The sequence below is a fragment of the Sphingomonas lycopersici genome (assembly GCF_026130605.1).
In the GTDB taxonomy this organism is placed as follows: Bacteria; Pseudomonadota; Alphaproteobacteria; order Sphingomonadales; family Sphingomonadaceae; genus Sphingomonas; species Sphingomonas lycopersici.
Window position 1 is genome coordinate 477,682 of sequence record NZ_JANFAU010000001.1, and the last position, 18,003, is coordinate 495,684.

The following is an 18,003-nucleotide window of genomic DNA, read 5'->3' on the forward strand; positions in this document are numbered from 1 at the left end:
ATTATGCCCCCGGCACCCCCAGCGCCCGCGCCGCCTCGGCCAGCTGCGCCGATTGCGCGGGATTGGCGGCGCGCGCGGCGGCATAGGCCGCCTTGGCCTTGTCGCGCTCGCCCAGCGTCATCCGGCTGCGCATCAGCATGATCCAGCCGTCGACATTGCCGGGATTGGCATCGAGCTTCGCCTCGAGGCTCGCGACCATCCCCGCGACCATCGAATCCTGCTGATCCTTGGGCAGCCCCGCCGCCGCGCGCATCTGCGCGGGGGTCGGGCCGGGGATCGCCGCGCCAGCCGACACCGGGAGGTCCATCGCGTGCGGCGCGACCGGCTTCACCGCCGCCAGCCGCGCCGCGACATCGATATGGTTGATCCGCCCGACCTGCTCGATCGTGCGGCGCAGATCGGCCTCCCACGGCGCCCCCGGCGGGGTATCGGCGAGCAGCGCCAGCCAGTCACGGATCGCGCCCGCATGATCCTTGGCGAGATCCTTGCGTACCGCAAGGAAATAGCGCGCGCGCGGCTCCTTCGCGTCGATCGCGACCGCTTTGTCGAACGCCGCCGACGCCTCGGGCGGCATCGGGTCGTGCGCGCTCGCCATCACCACCGCCTCGCCCAGCGACGACCACAAGGTCGCATTGCCCGGCGCAAGGCTGGTCGCGCGGCGATAGGCATCGGCCGCCTCGCCATAACGCCCCGCCTCGAAATGGCTCCAGCCGAGCTTCTGCCACGCCTCGACATCGCCGGGGTTGGCGGCGACCCGCGCCTTGAGCTGGCGCAGCGCCTCCTCGGGATCCGCCGCGGCCGGGGTGGTGGCCGGAATCGCCTCGACCGGCGCTGGGCGGTTGCGCAGCGCATTATAGCCGATCGACCCGAGCGCCGCCCCGATCCCGCAGGCCAGCGCGACGCGCCCGAAGCTCCAGCCCGCCATCTCCCCGATCCCCCAAAGGCAACGCAACGTTAAGACAATCCGTATCTAGCCTAGCGCGATCAAAATGATAGACCGACGCACGGGGCCGCATTCGATCGGGAAACTACCCGAAGCATGTGAACGGATCGGGGGGATAGACCGTTGGGTGAGCGCGTGCGCATCGCGATCGTCGGATCGGGGCCGGCCGGGCTGAGCGCGGCCGCGCGGGCGGCGCAATTGGGGCTGTCGCACCTGCTGCTCGAAAAGACCGATCACCTTTCCGATACGATCTACAAATATCAGAAGGGCAAGCATGTGATGGCCACCCCGAGCCAGCTCGTGCTGCGCTCGGACATGGATTTCGGCGCGGGCAAGCGCGAGGCGATCCTCGGCCGGTGGAACGATCAGGCCGCCGAACGAGGCATCGACGTCGCCTACAACGCCGAGGTGAAGGCGATCGCCGGCACCGGAGACGCGATCCCCGGCAGCATCCACAAGATCGTCGAGCGCAAACGCGACGGCACCAGCGAGACGCGCGAGATCCAGCGGCACGCCCCGCCTTATCGCCTGACCCTGACCGACGGGCGCGAGATCGTCGCCGATGCCGTGATCCTCGCGATTGGCACGCAGGGCAATCCCAATCTGATGCGCTGCGACGGCGCCGATCTGCCCCACGTCCAATATCAGCTCGACGATCCCGCCGCTTATAATGACGAGCATATCTTCGTGATCGGCGGGGGCGATGCGGGGATCGAGAATGCGCTGGGGCTCGCTGCCGACGAGGCGCAGGGCAATGTCGTTACGCTCGTCAATCGCTCGGCCGAATTCGCCACCGCCAAGGGCGCCAACGTCAAGGCGCTGATCGCCGCGAGCGAGGCGGGGCGCGTCACGATCCTCACCGAAAGCACCACCTCGAAGATCGAGCCGGGGCAGATCACGCTCGATACGCGCGACGGCGAGGTGAAGCTGAAATGCGACCGCGTGATCGCGCGGATGGGATCGGCGCCGCCGCGCGGCTTCGTCGAATCGTGCGGGATCGAATTCACCAGCGGCGACCGGCTCGCCTTCCCGCGGCTCTCCCCGATGTTCGAAAGCACCGCGCCGGGGATTTTCGTGATCGGCGCGCTCGCCGGCTATCCGCTGATCAAACATTGCATGAACCAGGGCTATGATGTCGTCGAGTTCATCAACGGCAACACCGAGCTGAAGCCCGCCGACGAGCCGATCCTCGCCGCCAAATTCGCCAGCCTGCCCGAGAAGCGCAGCGTTTCCGAATGGCTCGAATTCCTCCGCAGCAATGTCTCGATCCTCGAAGGGCTATCGCCGCTGCAGATGCGCGAGTTCATGCTCGACAGCGAGGTGCGCGCCTATCGCGCGGGCGAGGTGATCTTCGAGAAGCACGCGCCCGGCTCGTCCTTGTTCGGGGTGGCACGCGGGCAGGCGTTGGTCGAGGTCGCGCCCGGCGTCGAGGTGCCGATCGACCAGGGGTCGATCTTCGGCGAGGTCGGGCTGATCTCCGGGCGGCGGCGCGGCGCGACGATCCGCGCCGGCGAGGCGTCGATCATGGTCGAGGTGTCGCGCACCGCGGCGCTGAAACTCATGTCGTCCAACCCGCCGGCCAAGCGCGCGATCACGCGCATCTCGACCGAGCGGCAATTGCTCCAGATGTTCGGCGCGGGGCTCAATCCGGCCGATGTCGCCGAAGTGCTCGATACCGCCGAGATCCTGACGGTGAAGGCGGGCGAGACGATCCTCAACGAAGGCGATGCCGGCAACGACATCTATGTCATCCGCGTCGGATCGATGATCGTCGAGAAGAAGATCGGGGGGAAGAATGTCTTCCTCTCCTATCTCCCCGCGGGCAGCTATGTCGGGGAAATGGCGCTGATCGCGGGGACGCCGCGCACCGCCACCGTTCGCGCGACGGTCCGGTCGGAGGTGATCCGGCTCAACGGCGATGCCTTCGCGCGGCTGATGGCGGCCAAGCCCGCTCTGCTCGAACGCGCGCGGCGCGACATGGCCGCGCGGCAGGACGTCAACGCCTTCGTCGAGAGCCGCAAGCATAGTTTCTCGACCGTCGTCGACATGTATTCGGAAACCGCCAAATTCCTCGTCGACAACGGCATCGGCGAAGCGACCGACGTGCTGCTGATCGACGAGAATCTGTGCGTCGGCTGCGACAATTGCGAAAAGGCGTGCGCCGACAGCCACGAAGGGCTCTCCCGGCTCGATCGCGAGGCGGGGCGCACCTATGCGCATCTCCACGTCCCCACCTCGTGCCGGCATTGCGAACATCCGCACTGCATGGCCGATTGCCCGCCCAATGCGATCCACCGCGGCCCCGATGGCGAGGTATTCATCGACGAGACCTGCATCGGCTGCGGCAATTGCCAGCGCAACTGCCCCTATGGCGTGATCCGCATGGACAGCGTGCCGCCCGAAAAGCCCGGGCTGCTGCAATGGCTGCTGTTCGGCCGGGGGCCGGGGCCGGGCGAGCCCTCCAAGAAATGGCGCTACAAGCACGCCGAGCCGGGGGTCGAAAAGCCCAAGAAGGCGATCAAATGCGACATGTGCTCGGGGATCGACGGCGGCCCGGCCTGCGTCCGCGCCTGCCCGACCGGCGCGGCGATCCGCGTTGCGCCGGAGGATTTCCTCACCGTCGCGCGGCTCGGACGGGAGGCAAAATAGTGGCGACCGCCGCCCCCACCCGCGTTCCCGCGCGCCGCGATCGCGGCGCCGCGCTCCACGACGGTTTCCTGCGTCACGCGCGCTTCCGCTGGCTCAAGATCGCGCTGCTGCTATGCCTCGCCTGTATCGCCAGCTATCTGCTGATCGACGTCACCCCGCATCACAATGGCGGGAGCTGGTATGGCTATACGCTCGGCACGATCGGCGCGCTGCTGATCCTGTGGCTGACCCTGCTGGGGGTGCGCAAGCGCGCGATGACCGCGGGGCGCTGGTCACTCAAGGCCTGGACCTCGGCGCACGTCTATCTCGGGCTCAGTCTGATCGTCGTCGCGACCTTGCACACCGGTTTCCAGCTCGGCTGGAACGTTCATACGCTCGCTTATGCGCTGATGTTGCTGGTGATCGCCTCGGGGATCGTCGGCATCATCTTTTATGCCGCGCTCCCCGCCGCGCTGAGCAACAACCGCGCCGAGATGACGCAGGGGCAGATGCTCGACGCGATCCGCGCGATCGATCGCCAGCTCCACGATGCCGCGCAGCCGCTGCCGCACGATCAGGCGGCCCTGGTGCGGCTGTCGCTCGACGACGATCCGTTCGGCGGCGGCATCGTCGCGCGGCTTTCGGGCAATTATCCGCGCTGCGGCACCGCGCGCGCGCAGGCCGCGCTGCGCCGCTGGACCGGGGACCGGCCCGATACTGGGAACGACCCGCTCGAACGGATCGACGCCCTGCTCGAACGCAAGCGCGCGATGCTGGCGCGGCTGCGCCGCCACCTGAAGCTCAAGGCGTTGCTGGAGATCTGGCTCTACGTCCATGTCCCGGCGACCTTCGCGCTGCTCGCCGCGCTCACCGCGCATATCGTCAGCGTCTTTTTCTACTGGTGAGCGCGTGAGCTTCATCGTCCGCCAGATCAGCCTTACCGCCGACGGCCGCGAGATCGTGCGCAGCACGACGATCGCCAGGCCGCAGCTCTCGCTCGGCCGCGCGGCGGAGAGCGACATCCACCTCCCCGACCTCGCGCTCGATGCCGATCACGCGCGGATCGAACAGGTCGACGCGCGGACGATCCGCGTCCGCGCGACCGGAACATTGGGGTTCGATGTCGACGGCCGCACGACGCTGCGTGCCGAGATTGACCCCGCGACCGGCGCCGAACTGCGCTTCGGCGGACATCGCATCGCGGTCTCGGCCGACGAAGACGGCGCAACGGTCCTCACGATCCGCCGCGTCGATGCGCTGTCCGAGGCATCGGCCGATCGCGAGGAGGCGACCGCTTTCTCGCTCCGCGGGCTGATCCCCGGCAAAAGGCTGACCGCGTGGAGCGCGGCGCTCGCGATCCTGATCGGCTTCCTCGTCGTGCCGATCTGGAGCGTCGCGACCCGCCCCGCCCATGCCCCGCCCGGCGCAGACCGCATCATCGGCGACAAGGCGTGGACCCCCGGTCCGCTGAGCAAGGCGCATCACGCGCTGGAGAGGCAATGCGAGGCGTGCCACCGGGAAGCGTTCGTCTCGGTGCGCGACAATGCCTGTATCGCCTGCCACAAGGATGCGCACGATCATGCCCCGGCCGGCCGCCTCGCGCTGGCGCGCGAAACCCCGGGGCTGGGCGGGCAGTTGCTCGCCAAGGTCGCGCATGCCTTCAACAAGCCCCCCGCCGGCGCCTGCGTCGATTGCCACCGCGAGCATGAGGGCGCCGGGCCGATGCAGCCGACCCCGCAGGCGTTCTGCACCGATTGCCACGGCTCGCTCAAGGATCGGCTGAAGGACACCAGCCTCGCCGATGCGCGCGATTTCGGCACCGCGCACCCGCAATTCCGCCCGCTGGTCGAGACCGTCCCCGGCAAGCACCCGACCTTCGAGCGCAAATCGCTCGACCAGCCGATCACGAGCGACGACGGGCTCAAATTCCCGCACGACATCCACCTTTCCGCCACCGGCGGGGTGGCGAAGATGGCGCGGACGATGCGGGCCGAGCACGGTTTCGGCGATGCGCTCGCCTGCCAGGATTGCCACAAGCCGACCGCCGACGGCACGCGCTTTCTGCCGGTCGACATGGAGCGCGATTGCAAGATGTGTCACAGCCTCTCCTTCGAGACGATCAGCGGAACGATGCGGACGTTGCGCCACGGCCAGCCCGACCAGGTGATCGCCGATCTGCGCGCTTATTACCGCTCGACTGCCCCCGCCCGCCCGATCGAACTCGGCGGGATGGCCCGGCGGCGGCCGGGCGATTATGCCGAGGGGCGGATCTATCATGCCTATTTCGGCGCGGCGGCGACACGGCCGGGCAACGCCGACGCCGCGATCCGCGCGGTCTTTTCCAAGGGCGGCGCCTGTTACGATTGCCATGTCGTGACCCCGCCGGGCAGCAATGGCGCGACGACGTGGCGGATCACCCCGGTCAACCAGCCGATGCGCTATATGATGAACGGCTGGTTCGATCACGCCGCGCACCGCACCGAAAAATGCGAAAGCTGCCACGCCGCACCCAAATCCAGCGCGGCGACCGATCTGCTGCTCCCGGGCATCGCCACCTGCCGCACCTGCCACGGCGGCGAGCAGTCGAAGGCCGCGGTGCCGTCGAGCTGCGCGATGTGCCACAGCTATCACGCCGGCGACGGCGCCCCCTGGGTGCCCGCGACGCTGCGCACGAAACGCGAAGATGCGGACCGGCCGAAAAGGAGCCGCCACGCGACATGAGGGGCACGGGATCATGCTGATTGCGCAGGTGAGCGATATCCATCTCGGGTTCGATCCCGGCAACGCGGACGAGCTCAACCGCATCCGGCTCGATCGCGTACTCGACGCCCTCACCACCGGTCCCAACCGCCCCGACCTGCTGCTGCTATCCGGCGACCTCACCGATAACGGCGATGCGGCCAGCTATGCCCGGCTCGCCGATGCGCTGGCGCGGTGCGATTTTCCGGTGTGGCCGTGCGTCGGCAACCACGACGACCGCGCCAGTCTCGCCGCGCATTTCCCGCAGGTGTCGACCGAGGACGGTTTCATCCAATATGTCGTCCCGCTCGCGGGACGCCGCATCGTGGTGATCGATACGCTCGAACCGGGGCGCCACGGCGGCGCCTTTTGCGCGCGTCGCGCCGCGTGGCTCGCGGCGACGCTTGACGCAGATCGTGCCACCCCGACGCTGATCATGATGCACCACCCCCCGGTCGAGGTCGGCATCGACTGGATGAATACCCACCCCGAGGAACCGTGGGTCGCGCGCTTCGCCGCGGCGATCGCGGGGCGCGACAATGTCGCGGGGATCGTGTGCGGCCATATCCACCGCGCGATCGTCGCGCCGTGGCGCGGGACGACGATCGCGGTCTGCTCGTCGAGCGCGCCGCAACTCGCGCTCGATCTGCGCCCGATGGACCCGGAAGCCCCCGACGATCGCGCGATGGTGATCGCCGATGCGCCGGGCTATGCGCTCCACCGCTGGGGCGAGGGGGGGATCGTCACCCATTTCGCGACCGCCGACGCACCGCCGACGCTCGCCCGGTTCGACGACCGGATGCAGGGGCTGGTGCGGATGACGATGAGCGAGCGGCCGGCTTAGACGCTAAAATTGTCGTCCGCTTATCGGCCGCCCCGCGCGCGGGCGCGGAGGCAAGCGGCGGTGAGCGCGAGCGCCGGCGTCGTCGCAGTGCAGATGATGCTATCGTCGCCCAATATCGCGCGCGCCGGCGCCGCGCCCTGATAATCCGTCACCGTCCAATGCCAGCCGCCCGGCACGAGTTTCATCGCGGCGTCGAGCGACGCGGTATAGTCCGGAATGCCGAAGGACGCCGTCAGCCACCATGGAATCGTGCCCGCGGCCTCGCAGACGCCGGAGGGCCGCCACAGGATCGCAACCGCGATTTCCTCGTCCAGATTACGATCCGGCGCGCCCGCTGCTTCGACACGCTCCGCCAGCGCGAGCAGCGTATCTGCACCCGCCACGCACTCCTCTCCAAGCTCCTCACAATACACGAGAATCGCTCCTTTTACGGATGCGTTACCTTGCAGATGCTGAGACGGAATGCCAGCCGGCTATCCTTGATCCAGATCGACAAGATTCGTGCGCTCGATGCAAAACGTCAGCGGCAGCGGCCACGTTGCGGCCGCTGACGTCTTCTTCCGCTACAATTGCGCTGTTATCGCGTCGATGCGTCGAGATCGCCGCCGTGAAGCATCGATCGCATCCGCTGCTGGTCGACGGCGCCCTCCCACCGCGCAACGGCAAGGCAGGCCACCGCATTGCCGATCATGTTGGTGATCGCGCGGGCTTCGGACATGAAGCGATCGATGCCGAGGAGCAAGGCGAGGCCGGCGACCGGCAAGGTATGCGTCGATGACAAGGTCGCGGCCAGGGTGATGAACCCGCCGCCGGTCACCGCCGCCGCCCCCTTCGAGGTCAACAGCAGCACCAGCAGCAGGCCGATCTGCTCGCCGATCGAGAGCGGGACGTTGAGCGCCTGCGCGATGAACAGCGACGCCATCGTGAGATAGATGGCGATCCCGTCGAGATTGAACGAATAACCGGTCGGCACCACCAGCCGGACGACCGGCGGCGCGACGCCCAATCGTTCGAGCTTCTCCATCAATCGCGGCAGCGCGCTTTCCGAGGTCGAGGTGCCGAGCACGAGGACGATCTCGTCCTTGAGATAGACGAGCAGCCGCCACAGGCTGAAGCCGCTCGCCCGGGCGATCAGCCCGAGCACGCCGACGATGAAGATCAGCGCGGTCGCGTAGAAGCAGACGATCAGCATCCCGAGCTGCTGCAACGCCCCCACGCCATATTTGCCGACGGTGAAGGCCAGGGCGCCAAAGGCGCCGACCGGCGCGAGATACATGATCGCGCCGATCATCCCGAACAATGCCTCGCCGGCTTCCTCGAGCAACCGAACGATCGCGCCGTCGCCTTGCCCCGATCCGGCGAGGACCGCACCGAGCAGGATAGCGACCAACAGCACCTGCAGGATCTCGCCGGAAGCGAGCGCGCCGAGCAGGCTGTCGGGCACGATATGGAACAGAAAGCCGACCGAGCTCATCTGCTCGCCGGCACGCACGAAGCTCGCCACCGCATTGCTGTCGAGCGAGCGCGGATCGATGTTCAATCCGTGACCGGGCTGGACGAGATTGCCAACAATCAGCCCGATCACCAGCGCGAGGGTCGAGACCAATTCAAAATAGAGGATCGCCTTAAGCCCGAGTCGCCCCGCCTCGCGCAAATTACCGAGCCCTGCGATCCCGGTGACGACCGTCACGAAGACGATCGGCGCGATCATCATCCGGACCAATTTGATGAAAAGCTCGCCCAGCGGGCGCAGGGCGGCGCCCGTGTCCGGCGCGAAATGGCCGAGCGCGACGCCCAGCACCGCGGCGACCAATACCTGGAAATAGAGCCGCGCGTAGAGCGGCCGCCGCTTCCGGAAATCCGCCAACGGCGCCACTGCGTGCAAAAGCCCCACTCCCCTAATTCGCCGGTGCGCGATCATGGCCTGCCGCGCGGCGGGGGCGATTGCCAATGCGATTAGCGGATCAAATCATGCCTCGCCCGAATCCCGGCCGAGAAAGCCGCGCAGCGCCGCGATCAGGGCATCGGGACATTCCTCTTGCGGCGAATGGCCGCAGTCGAGCGCGAAGCCGCGAACGTCGCGCGCCTTTTCGCGCCATGTGGCGACGACGTCGAACAGCGCGCCGACGGTTCCCCGCGCCCCCCAGAGCGCGAGCACCGGCGCCTCGATCCGGCGATCGGCGTCCGCCGCATCATGGCTGAGATCGATGCCGAACGCCGCGCGATAATCCTCGCAAATCGCGTGGCGGGTGGCGGGATCGGCATAGCAGCGTCGGTATTCGGCCATGACGCGCGGATCGACCGCGCCCTCAACCTTGATCTGCCCGGCGATATGCCGGTCGAGGAAATAATCGGGATCGGCGGCGATCAGCCGTTCGGGCAAATCGTACGGCTGGATCAGGAAGAACCACCAGAAATAGCGGCTGGCGAATGCCTTGTCGGTCGCATCGTACATCGTCGCGGTCGGCGCGATATCGATCAGCACCAGCCGCGCGACGGCATCGGGATGATCGAGCGCCAGCCGATGCGCGGCGCGGCCGCCACGATCATGGCCGACGAGATCAAAGCGTTCGAACCCGAGGGCGCGCATCACCGCGACCTGATCCGCCGCCATCATGCGCTTGGAATAGCCGATATGATCGACGCCGCCCGCGGGCTTGGCGCTGTCGCCATAGCCGCGCAGATCGGTCGCGACGACGGTGAAGTCGCGCGCCAGCGCGGGCGCGACCTTGTGCCACGTCAAATGCGTCTGCGGATGCCCGTGGAGCAGCAGCAAGGGCGGCCCCGAACCGCCGATGCAGGCGCGGATCCGCACGCCATCGGCATCGACATCGTACCAGGCGAACCCCGGCATGATCTCGGGGTGACCCGTGACCTTCATCATCTCTCTGCCAGCCATGGGCGCTCCCCCAGATAATCGCGCTCGAACGCGCGTATGCGCTCGGCATGGGTCAGGGTCTCGCCGATCCGGTCGAGACCCGACATCAGGCTATGGCGCAACCGCTCGTCGACCTCGAAATGCAAGTCGCCGCCCGGATAGCGGATATGCTGGTCGGTCAGATCGATTTCGAGCGACAGCGGCCCGGCCTCGGCTGCCGCCATCAACGGCATCAGCCGATCGGGCGCCAGCGACACGAGCAGGAGGCCGTTGTTCGCGGCATTGTCCGCGAATATCCCGGCAAAGCTGGTGCCGATCAATGCCCTGATGCCAAATTGCCGCAATCCCCAGACGGCATGTTCGCGCGACGAGCCGCAACCGAAATTGGGCCCGACCAGAAGAAAGCGCGCACCCGCATGATCGGGCCGGTTGAGCACGAAATCGGGGCGCGGCCGCCCCTGATCGTCGAACCGCAAATCGTGGAACAGGCCGGCGGCGAGACCGCTGCGATCGATGCCCTTGAGGAAGACCTTGGGCATGATGACGTCGGTATCGATATTGGCCGCGGGCATCGCCGCCGCGATCCCGTCTACGACCTCGAAGACGGTCATCGAACGGCGCCGAAGTCGCGAACGTCGGCCAGCCGACCGCGGACCGCCGCCGCCGCGACCATCGCCGGGCTCATCAGATGGGTGCGACCGCCGCTCCCCTGCCGGCCTTCGAAATTGCGGTTGGTGCTCGATGCGCAGCGTTCGCCCGGCGCCAGCACGTCGTCGTTCATCGCCAGGCACATCGAGCAGCCCGACTGGCGCCACTCGAAGCCCGCCGCGATGAAGATCCGGTCGAGCCCCTCCGCCTCGGCCTCCCGCCTGACGGTCGAGCTGCCCGGCGATACGATCGCGCGCACGCCATCGGCGACTTTCCGCCCCTTCAGCACCCGCGCCGCGTCGCGAAGATCGGACAATCGCGCATTGGTACACGAGCCGATAAACGCCCGGTCGACGCGAATGTCCGCCAGCGCCATGCCCGGCACAAGCCCCATATAATCGATCGCCTGCCGCGCGGCGCTGGCCTCGGCGCCGCGCAGCGAGCCGGGATCGGGAACATGCCCGTCGATCGTCGCGGCCTGATCGGGGCTGGTGCCCCATGTCACCATCGGCGCGACCGTGGCGGCGTCCAGCCGGACCTCGGCGTCGAAGCGCGCATCGGCATCGCTGCGGAGATCCGCCCATAGCGCCGCCGCGCGATCGAGATGATGCGGGGCGATCGAGCGCGGGCGTCCGGCCATATAGGTGCGAACTTTCGCATCGGGCTCGACCAGCGCGACACGGGCGCCGCATTCCACCGCCATGTTGCAGATCGTCATCCGCTCTTCGACCCCCATCGCCGATATCGCCTCGCCGGTGAATTCCAGCGCATGGCCGCTCGCGCCGCTCGCGCCGATCCGGCGGATCAGCGCCATGATCAGGTCCTTGGCGGTGACGCCCGGCGCGAGCAGCCCGTCGACGCCGGCGCGCATCGTCTTCAACCGATGATAGACCAGGCATTGCGTCGCGAGCAGATGCTCGATGTCCGAGGTGCCGATCCCGAAGCCGACCGAGCCGAACGCGCCATAAGTGGTGGTGTGGCTGTCCCCCGCCGCGATCACCAGCCCGGGCGTCACCCAGCCGATATCGGGCAGCACGACATGCTCGATCCCCTGCAACGGGTGCAGCACGTCATAAATCTCGATCCCGAATTCCCGGCCATTCTCGATGAAATAGGCCATCTGCCGTGCGGCGCCGCGGTCCGCGCTGCGATTGTCGCGAACCGGTGCGGTCGAATTGACATGGTCGATGACGCCGAGCGCGGTTTCGGGCCGCCACACTCCGCGCCCCGCGCCGCGCAGCCCGCTGAACGCCTGCGGGCTGGTATATTCGTTGAGCACGGTGCGATCGACATAGAGCAACAGCGATTCACCCGGGCCGCGGACATGGTTGATGCTCATGACCTTGTGACGATCGATTATCTTGTCGTACAATGTCCGCCTGCCGGCCATAGCCCGATGTCTCCCGATCCTCGTCCGCGGCGAGCTCTTAGGATGCGTTGAAGCGATGCGGCCAATGCTGCATTTCGATCAATTCATGCGGGGCGTGCAGAGATGGACCTGTTGTGGTTGGAAGACTTTCTCGCGCTCGCGAGCGAAAGCAATTTTTCGCGTGCCGCCGCGGCGCGCAATCTCAGTCAACCCGCCTTCAGCCGTCGCATCCGATCATTGGAGGACTGGGTCGGCGTAACCTTGGTCGATCGCGACACCCATAGGATCGCGCTGACCGAAGCCGGCAACGCGTTCCGGCTCGTCGCCGAGGAGGTTTCCCGGCGGCTGGCGATCGGCCGCGACGAGGCGAAGGAGATCGGCAACGCGCGGATCAGCGAATTGCGCTTCGCGGCGACGCACGCGCTGTCGGTGACCTTCTTTCCGGCGTGGCTGCAGTCGCTCGAGGACGAAGCCGGATTCGGCACGATCACGTTGATCGCCGATCATATGGTCGCCTGCGAGCGCTATATGCTCGAGGGGCGGGCCGATTTCCTGCTTTGCCACGATCATCCTGCGGCGACCAACCGCCTCGATCCGAGCGGCTTTTCCTCGATCCATATCGGGCAGGATCTGCTGCTGCCGGTCACCGGCGCCGACGCCGATGGCAAGCCGCTCAATCAACTGCCGGGCAGTCACGAAGCACCGCTGCCCTATCTGGAATTCGAAAGCCGGTCGGGGATGGGGCGGATCCTCCAGGCGTCGCAGACGCTGATCTCGGGCGGTGCGATCCTCAAGCCGGTGTTCCGATCGCATCTCGCCAATGGGTTGCTGACGATGGCGCGCGACGGCCGCGGGGTTACCTGGGCCCCGCTCAGCCTTGCCGGCCCCGATCTGGAGAGCGGCCGGCTCGTCCGCGCCGGGGGCGAACAATGGGACGTCCCGATCGAGATCCGGCTCTATCGCCCGCGCGCGCGGCGATCGCCCTCGGTCGAGCGTTTCTGGAACATGATCCGCGCGGGATCGAAGCGAGCGGACTAGGCGCAGGAACCGGCTTGACGGCAAGGTCGCTTGGGGAGGCGCCGAGACTTCCCCAAGCGTTGCGGCGTCAATGCCCGATCGGGCGATCGAACCGCGCGAACCAGCCAAGGACCGCCTCGGCCTTGGCGGCGGCATGGCTCGGCCGCGCGGCGAGCTCGTGGAAGGCCCCCGGCACCGTCACCAACCCGGTCGGCACCCCGCGAAATTGCAGCGCGCCATAATATTGCGCGGCCTCGCCAAGAGGGGTGCGGATATCGTTCTCGCCCGCGATCAGCAGCGTCGGGGTCTTGACGTTGCCGACCAGCGACAGCGGCGAATGGCGCCAGAAGGCCTCGGGATTTTCCCACGGCGTCGTCCCGATCCAATTGCTCATCATCTTGGATCCGCTGTCGGACATCAGCGCCAGGCTGGTCCAGTTCATCACCGGTCGTTGCGACACCGCGGCGCGGAAACGATCGGTCTTGCCCACCATCCAGGCGGTCATCACCCCGCCCGCCGATCCGCCGGTGACGAACAGGCGGTCGGGATCGACAAAGCCCCGGGCGATCGCGGCATCGACGACGCGCATCTGATCATCGTAATCGACGCCCGGATAATCGCGGTCGATCGCATTGGCGAACGCAGCGCCATAGGTCGCCGATCCGCGTGCATTGGCGTAGACGACGACATAGCCGGCCGCCGCATATAATTGGTCGTCGGTCGAGAAATAGGGGCCGTAGCTCAGCGTCGGTCCGCCGTGGATCTCGAGGATCAGCGGATATTTGCGCGAGGGATCGAAATGCGGCGGGGTCATCAGCCACGCATCGATCGGCGTGCCGTCATTGGCCTTCACCGCGAGCGGCGAAAGCGCGCCGAGCACGCGGGTCTTGAGAAGCGCGTCGTTGAGCGCGGTCAGCCGCGTCGTCTTGCCGCCGGCAGCGATCGCCACCTCGCCAGGATGACCGGGATCGCCTTGCGGAAAAGCGATCGTCCCGTCACGCGAAACCGTGAAGGACCCACCGCAATAGGGCAGATCGAGCCCGCTGTCGGCGACGCCTTCGCCGAGCGTCGTGACGGTGCCGTCGAGCGCGATCCGGGCGACCTTGCGGACGCCGCGGTCGTCCAGAAGCGCGTAAAGCGCGCGCCCGTCTGCCGCCCATATCGGCTCGTCGAAGCTGCGATCGATCGCACCGGTCAGCGCGCGCGCTTCGCCGCCCTCGGCGGGCATGAGATAGATATGGCGATCCTCATAGGTGCGGCGCTTGCGATCGTCGAAACCGGTGAAGGCGATCGTCCGTCCGTCGGGCGAATAGGCCGCAGCGTGGAGCGGCCCGTCCAATGACGTGAGACGTTCCGGCGCGCCGCCGTCGACCCCGACACGATAGATTGCGCTGCGGTAAATCGCGCGATCGGCATCAGCTTCGCGGAGCGAGGTGAACAATAAGGAGCGGCCGTCGGGGGACCAGGACAGCGCGCCGGCATCGTCATAATCGCCGCTCGTCACCTGGCGCACGGCACCGCCGGTGCTCGGCACGACGAAGATATGATCGTAACCCGGCGGGGTCAGCCCCTTGCCATCCTTATGATAGGTCGCGCGCGTAATCACGCGCAGCGGCGGCGCCCAATCGGCACCGGCGGGCTTGTTCAACGGCGTGCCCAATGTCGGCGCCGGCGCATAAGCGTGCATGACAAAGGCGATGCGCGTGCAATCGGGCGACCAGCTGATCGCCGACGCCGCGCTCGGCAGCGTCGCGATGCGTCGCGTTCGCGCCGATGCCGGCTCGTGGACGAATATGCCGCGCTCCTCGCCTTTTGGCCGGGCGGTGAAGGCGAGCCGCCGCCCGTCGCCACACCAGCGCGGCTGCGCCGCGTCGATCGCGGTCGTCGCGACCTGGCGCTGGTTGCCGGATCGGCGATCGAGCAGCCATATCGTCTGCTTCGCGTCATCAATGGTGATGTCGTTCGTCATGCGGACATAAGCGATCGTCGCCCCGTCGGGCGCGATCTGCGGCTCGGCGGCTTGCGCGAGCCGGAAGATATCCATCGGCTGGAACAGTGCCCCGGCCGTTGTCGGCGCCTGCTGCGCGCCGGCGATGGCCGGGCTGGCGGCGATCAAGATACCCGCTATCAGCCCGCCGCGCAGGCGTCGGGATGCGCCGAATGAAGGTCCGCTCATCGATTTCCCCTCTCTCTATTTTCCGATGGAACGACGCAGCGCTTGCGCTCAACGGGCGCACAAACTGCGATCTCAGTAATGCTAATCTGCCCTGCGCCCCAGGACAAGGCCCCCACGGGCGCGCGTCCGGTCAACAGCGGTGGCGGCACGAAAGCCATCCGTGTTCGGACGCGGGGTCACGGCGCCCTAAACGACGGAGCCGGTCGGTCACGGCCGTTCAATATTGCTATATAAATCACGCACTTGATGAGATTCATCGCGATTTTACATCTGCCGAAAGGCGCCGTCCCCGGTCGAACCGCTCGGCTCACCGACTATGTCGTTGGTTATGCGGACCGCTTATAGTTTGATCCGAAGTCGACATTGGCTTGCTCGCCTCCCGATCATTAAGGCGTCGGGTCAAAGGTGCGGTCACAGACGCGCTCGAAATCAAAGACCGGGATCCGATAACGGAACCGGGAAAAGGGAGGGTAAGCGATGGACGATGATCGGGATATCGGCGCACGCGCGCGCTTGGCGGCGCGGGTAGCCATCGTCGCACTTTGCACCGTCTCGGGCACGCCGCTGGTCGCGCAGACCAGCGGCGCGACGGCGGATTCGAGCCCGGCGCAGGATGCGCCCGAGGTGACCGTGATCGGCAAGCGCCTGCAGAATCTTCGCGACGTCGCCGGCACGGTCAATGTGCTCGGCGCGAAGGAACTGACCGATATCGGCGCCAAGGATGCGGAGGATATCTTCAAGCTCGCGCCCGGCGTCCAGTTCAACAAGGGCTCCGCCGACGGCGCGATGCTGACGATCCGCGGCATCGGCACCAATACCTCGTCCGACAATACCAGCACCGGCCAGTTGCCGACCGGCATCTATATCGAGGACATCCCGTTCACCGATCCGTTCCAATATATCTCGACCCCCGATCTCGCCGCTTTCGACCTCGACAGCGTCAAGGTGATGCGCGGCCCGCAGGGCGCGCTTTATGGTTCCGGCTCGCTCGGCGGCGCGGTGAACTATACGTTCAAGAAGCCCGAGCTCGATCGCGTCGGCGGGTCGATCCTCGGAACGCTCGATTCGGCGAACGGCGGCAATACCCGCGCATCCGGCTATGCCGCGCTGAACCTGCCGATCGTTCGCGACGTGCTGGCGATCCGCGTCGACGGGCAATATCAATCGGACCCTGCCTATATCGACAATATCGGCACCGGAAAGACCAACGTCAACGGTCGCACGGTGAAGGGCGGGCGCGCGCTCATCCTGTTCAAACCGACCGATAACCTGACGATCGACGGGCTCTATATTTATCAGGAATCGCATCAGGGTGATACGTCTGCCTCGATCGGCCCCGATGTCTATCATTATTCCTCGCCTCGCCCGAGTTCGTACAGGTCGAAGTTCGGCCTGGCGAAGCTCGAGATCAATTACATCCTCGGTCCGATCAAGCTGACGTCGCTGACCGCGCATCAGACCAAGGAACGCAATCTCGATGGCGACCTCACCCGATTGCTGGTGCCCGACGCGACGATCGGTATCGACGTGTCGTCGGTCGTGGGGTTCGGGGTCGGGCCGTTTCCGAACGTCAAGGAGGCACGCAACGTCGAGTTCCGGCGCTCGAACGGCATATCGCAGGAGTTCCGGATCGCGTCGGCCGAAAAGGGCGTGTTCAACTGGCTGGTCGGCGCATTCGGCCAGAACGTCAATTTCCATCGCATCCAGGATGTGACGCTGACCGGCGCGAACGACCCTGTCTTCGGCGATTTGTTCTTCGACGTCCACCGCGACGGCAAGGCGGAAGAGCGGGCTTTGTTCGGTGAAGTCAATCTCGATTTCGGGAATCTGGAACTTGGCGCCGGCGGGCGCTGGTTCAATACCAGCGTCGACTATCGGACGACCAACGCCCAGGCGATGATCTCTGCCGCGAAGTCGAAGAATTACCATTATTCCGAAAGCGGGTTCACGCCCAAGTTCCAGGTACGCTACCATCTGAGCCGCGAAGCGATCTTCTATGCTTCCGCCTCGAAAGGCTATCGCTTCGGCGGTATCAGTTCGACGCCGGGCAATCCGACATACAAATCGGACAATCTGTGGAATTACGAAGCCGGGGTGCGGCTCGAACCCGCCCGGAACTTCACCTTCGATCTCGCCGGTTTCTATATCGACTGGAAGAACCCGCAGGTCACGACCGCCGATCAGAACGGCTTCCTGATCGTCTCGAACGTCGGCAGCGCAACATCGAAGGGCGTCGAGATCAGCAGCCAATGGCGGCCGGTCGCCGGGCTGAGGCTCAACGGCACCTTCACCTATATCGACGCCAAGACCGGCGCGGATCTGCAGAGCACGCGCAATTTCGCCACCGACGTCGCCGGCGGCTTCACCGGCAATTTCATCGTCCCGGCCGGCACGCGCCTGCCCGGTACCGCAAGGATACAGGCGAATTTCGAACCGCAGTTCGAGATGGCCGGGCCGCTTGATTCGAGACTTACCTGGTCGGCGCTGGTCAATTATACCGGGTCGCGACGCGCGCAGATCGACAACGACCTGATGCTTCCCGCTTATACGACCGTCGATCTACGCGTGAAGGCAGCGCGTGACGGCTGGGAAATCGGCCTCGCGGCGAGCAATATCTTTAACAGCAAGGGAATCTCTTCGGCCGCTTATTCCTATTTCACCACCGGTACCGGGGCGGCTGGCTACGCCGATTATTATCTGATCCGGCCGCGGATCATCAGCCTTTCGATCCGCAAGGATTTCTAAAATGGGGGCGGCCCGC

Annotated in this window: 13 protein-coding genes; 6 read left to right on the top strand and 7 right to left on the bottom strand. The window is 66.4% G+C overall.

Annotation, left to right across the window (positions count from 1 at the left end; all coding sequences use genetic code 11):
- Window position 1: 1 nt before the first annotated feature.
- On the bottom strand, window positions 2-925 hold the full coding sequence (locus tag NED98_RS01995; RefSeq protein ID WP_265311702.1) for a tetratricopeptide repeat protein: 924 nt from the start codon (window positions 923-925) through the stop codon (window positions 2-4).
- A 141-nt stretch (window positions 926-1,066) separates the two neighbouring features.
- Between NED98_RS01995 and NED98_RS02000 the strand changes: the two genes are divergently transcribed.
- The 4 genes from NED98_RS02000 to NED98_RS02015 are packed head-to-tail and all read left to right on the top strand — an operon-like array spanning window position 1,067 to window position 7,154.
- Complete coding sequence (locus NED98_RS02000; RefSeq protein ID WP_265311703.1) at window positions 1,067-3,592, top strand: cyclic nucleotide-binding domain-containing protein; 2,526 nt, start codon at window positions 1,067-1,069, stop codon at window positions 3,590-3,592.
- Window positions 3,592-4,476: a hypothetical protein gene (locus NED98_RS02005; RefSeq protein WP_265311704.1), complete on the top strand. Its 885-nt coding sequence runs from the start codon at window positions 3,592-3,594 to the stop codon at window positions 4,474-4,476. The genes NED98_RS02000 and NED98_RS02005 overlap by 1 nt, the downstream gene beginning before the upstream one ends.
- A 4-nt stretch (window positions 4,477-4,480) precedes the next feature.
- The gene (locus NED98_RS02010; RefSeq protein ID WP_265311705.1) at window positions 4,481-6,292 is read left to right on the top strand and encodes a cytochrome c3 family protein; all 1,812 of its coding nucleotides are present in this window, start codon (window positions 4,481-4,483) and stop codon (window positions 6,290-6,292) included.
- A 13-nt stretch (window positions 6,293-6,305) separates the two neighbouring features.
- Window positions 6,306-7,154, top strand: coding sequence for a phosphodiesterase (locus tag NED98_RS02015; RefSeq protein ID WP_265311706.1), 849 nt, complete (start codon window positions 6,306-6,308; stop codon window positions 7,152-7,154).
- 20 nt (window positions 7,155-7,174) lie between these two features.
- On the opposite strand, the gene NED98_RS02020 is transcribed toward NED98_RS02015, so the two are convergent.
- The 5 genes from NED98_RS02020 to leuC all read right to left on the bottom strand — a co-directional run bounded on the left by NED98_RS02020 (window position 7,175) and on the right by leuC (window position 12,070).
- Window positions 7,175-7,537, bottom strand: coding sequence for a hypothetical protein (locus NED98_RS02020; protein WP_265311707.1), 363 nt, complete (start codon window positions 7,535-7,537; stop codon window positions 7,175-7,177).
- A gap of 194 nt (window positions 7,538-7,731) precedes the next feature.
- Window positions 7,732-9,021, bottom strand: coding sequence for a C4-dicarboxylate transporter DctA (gene dctA / locus NED98_RS02025; RefSeq protein ID WP_265311708.1), 1,290 nt, complete (start codon window positions 9,019-9,021; stop codon window positions 7,732-7,734).
- A 102-nt stretch (window positions 9,022-9,123) separates the two neighbouring features.
- Window positions 9,124-10,035, bottom strand: a complete 912-nt coding sequence (locus tag NED98_RS02030; RefSeq protein WP_265311709.1) for an alpha/beta fold hydrolase — start codon at window positions 10,033-10,035, stop codon at window positions 9,124-9,126.
- On the bottom strand, window positions 10,035-10,643 hold the full coding sequence (leuD, locus tag NED98_RS02035; RefSeq protein ID WP_265311710.1) for a 3-isopropylmalate dehydratase small subunit: 609 nt from the start codon (window positions 10,641-10,643) through the stop codon (window positions 10,035-10,037). Before leuD ends, NED98_RS02030 begins: the two co-directional genes overlap by 1 nt.
- Complete coding sequence (gene leuC / locus NED98_RS02040) at window positions 10,640-12,070, bottom strand: 3-isopropylmalate dehydratase large subunit (protein ID WP_265311711.1); 1,431 nt, start codon at window positions 12,068-12,070, stop codon at window positions 10,640-10,642. The genes leuD and leuC overlap by 4 nt, the downstream gene beginning before the upstream one ends.
- A 102-nt stretch (window positions 12,071-12,172) precedes the next feature.
- Between leuC and NED98_RS02045 the strand changes: the two genes are divergently transcribed.
- A complete protein-coding gene (locus NED98_RS02045) occupies window positions 12,173-13,087 on the top strand; it encodes a LysR substrate-binding domain-containing protein (protein WP_265311712.1) in 915 nt (304 codons plus the stop codon).
- A 67-nt stretch (window positions 13,088-13,154) separates the two neighbouring features.
- Here NED98_RS02045 and NED98_RS02050 read toward each other — a convergent pair whose 3' ends face one another.
- On the bottom strand, window positions 13,155-15,242 hold the full coding sequence (locus tag NED98_RS02050; RefSeq protein WP_265311713.1) for a S9 family peptidase: 2,088 nt from the start codon (window positions 15,240-15,242) through the stop codon (window positions 13,155-13,157).
- Between the two features lie 477 nt (window positions 15,243-15,719).
- On the opposite strand from NED98_RS02050, the gene NED98_RS02055 reads away from it, so the two are divergent.
- Complete coding sequence (locus NED98_RS02055; RefSeq protein ID WP_265311714.1) at window positions 15,720-17,987, top strand: TonB-dependent receptor; 2,268 nt, start codon at window positions 15,720-15,722, stop codon at window positions 17,985-17,987.
- Window positions 17,988-18,003 lie beyond the last annotated feature (16 nt).

Excerpts from the sequence above, each read along its gene's own strand:
- NED98_RS01995 (WP_265311702.1), bottom strand. The coding sequence starts at position 925 with ATGGCGGGCTGGAGCTTCGGGCGCGTCGCGCTGGCCTGCGGGATCGGG.
- NED98_RS02015 (WP_265311706.1), top strand. The coding sequence starts at position 6,306 with ATGCTGATTGCGCAGGTGAGCGATATCCATCTCGGGTTCGATCCCGGC.
- NED98_RS02030 (WP_265311709.1), bottom strand. The coding sequence starts at position 10,035 with ATGAAGGTCACGGGTCACCCCGAGATCATGCCGGGGTTCGCCTGGTAC.
- leuD (WP_265311710.1), bottom strand. The coding sequence starts at position 10,643 with ATGACCGTCTTCGAGGTCGTAGACGGGATCGCGGCGGCGATGCCCGCG.
- leuC (WP_265311711.1), bottom strand. The coding sequence starts at position 12,070 with ATGGCCGGCAGGCGGACATTGTACGACAAGATAATCGATCGTCACAAG.
- NED98_RS02045 (WP_265311712.1), top strand. The coding sequence starts at position 12,173 with ATGGACCTGTTGTGGTTGGAAGACTTTCTCGCGCTCGCGAGCGAAAGC.
- NED98_RS02050 (WP_265311713.1), bottom strand. The coding sequence starts at position 15,242 with ATGAGCGGACCTTCATTCGGCGCATCCCGACGCCTGCGCGGCGGGCTG.
- NED98_RS02055 (WP_265311714.1), top strand. The coding sequence starts at position 15,720 with ATGGACGATGATCGGGATATCGGCGCACGCGCGCGCTTGGCGGCGCGG.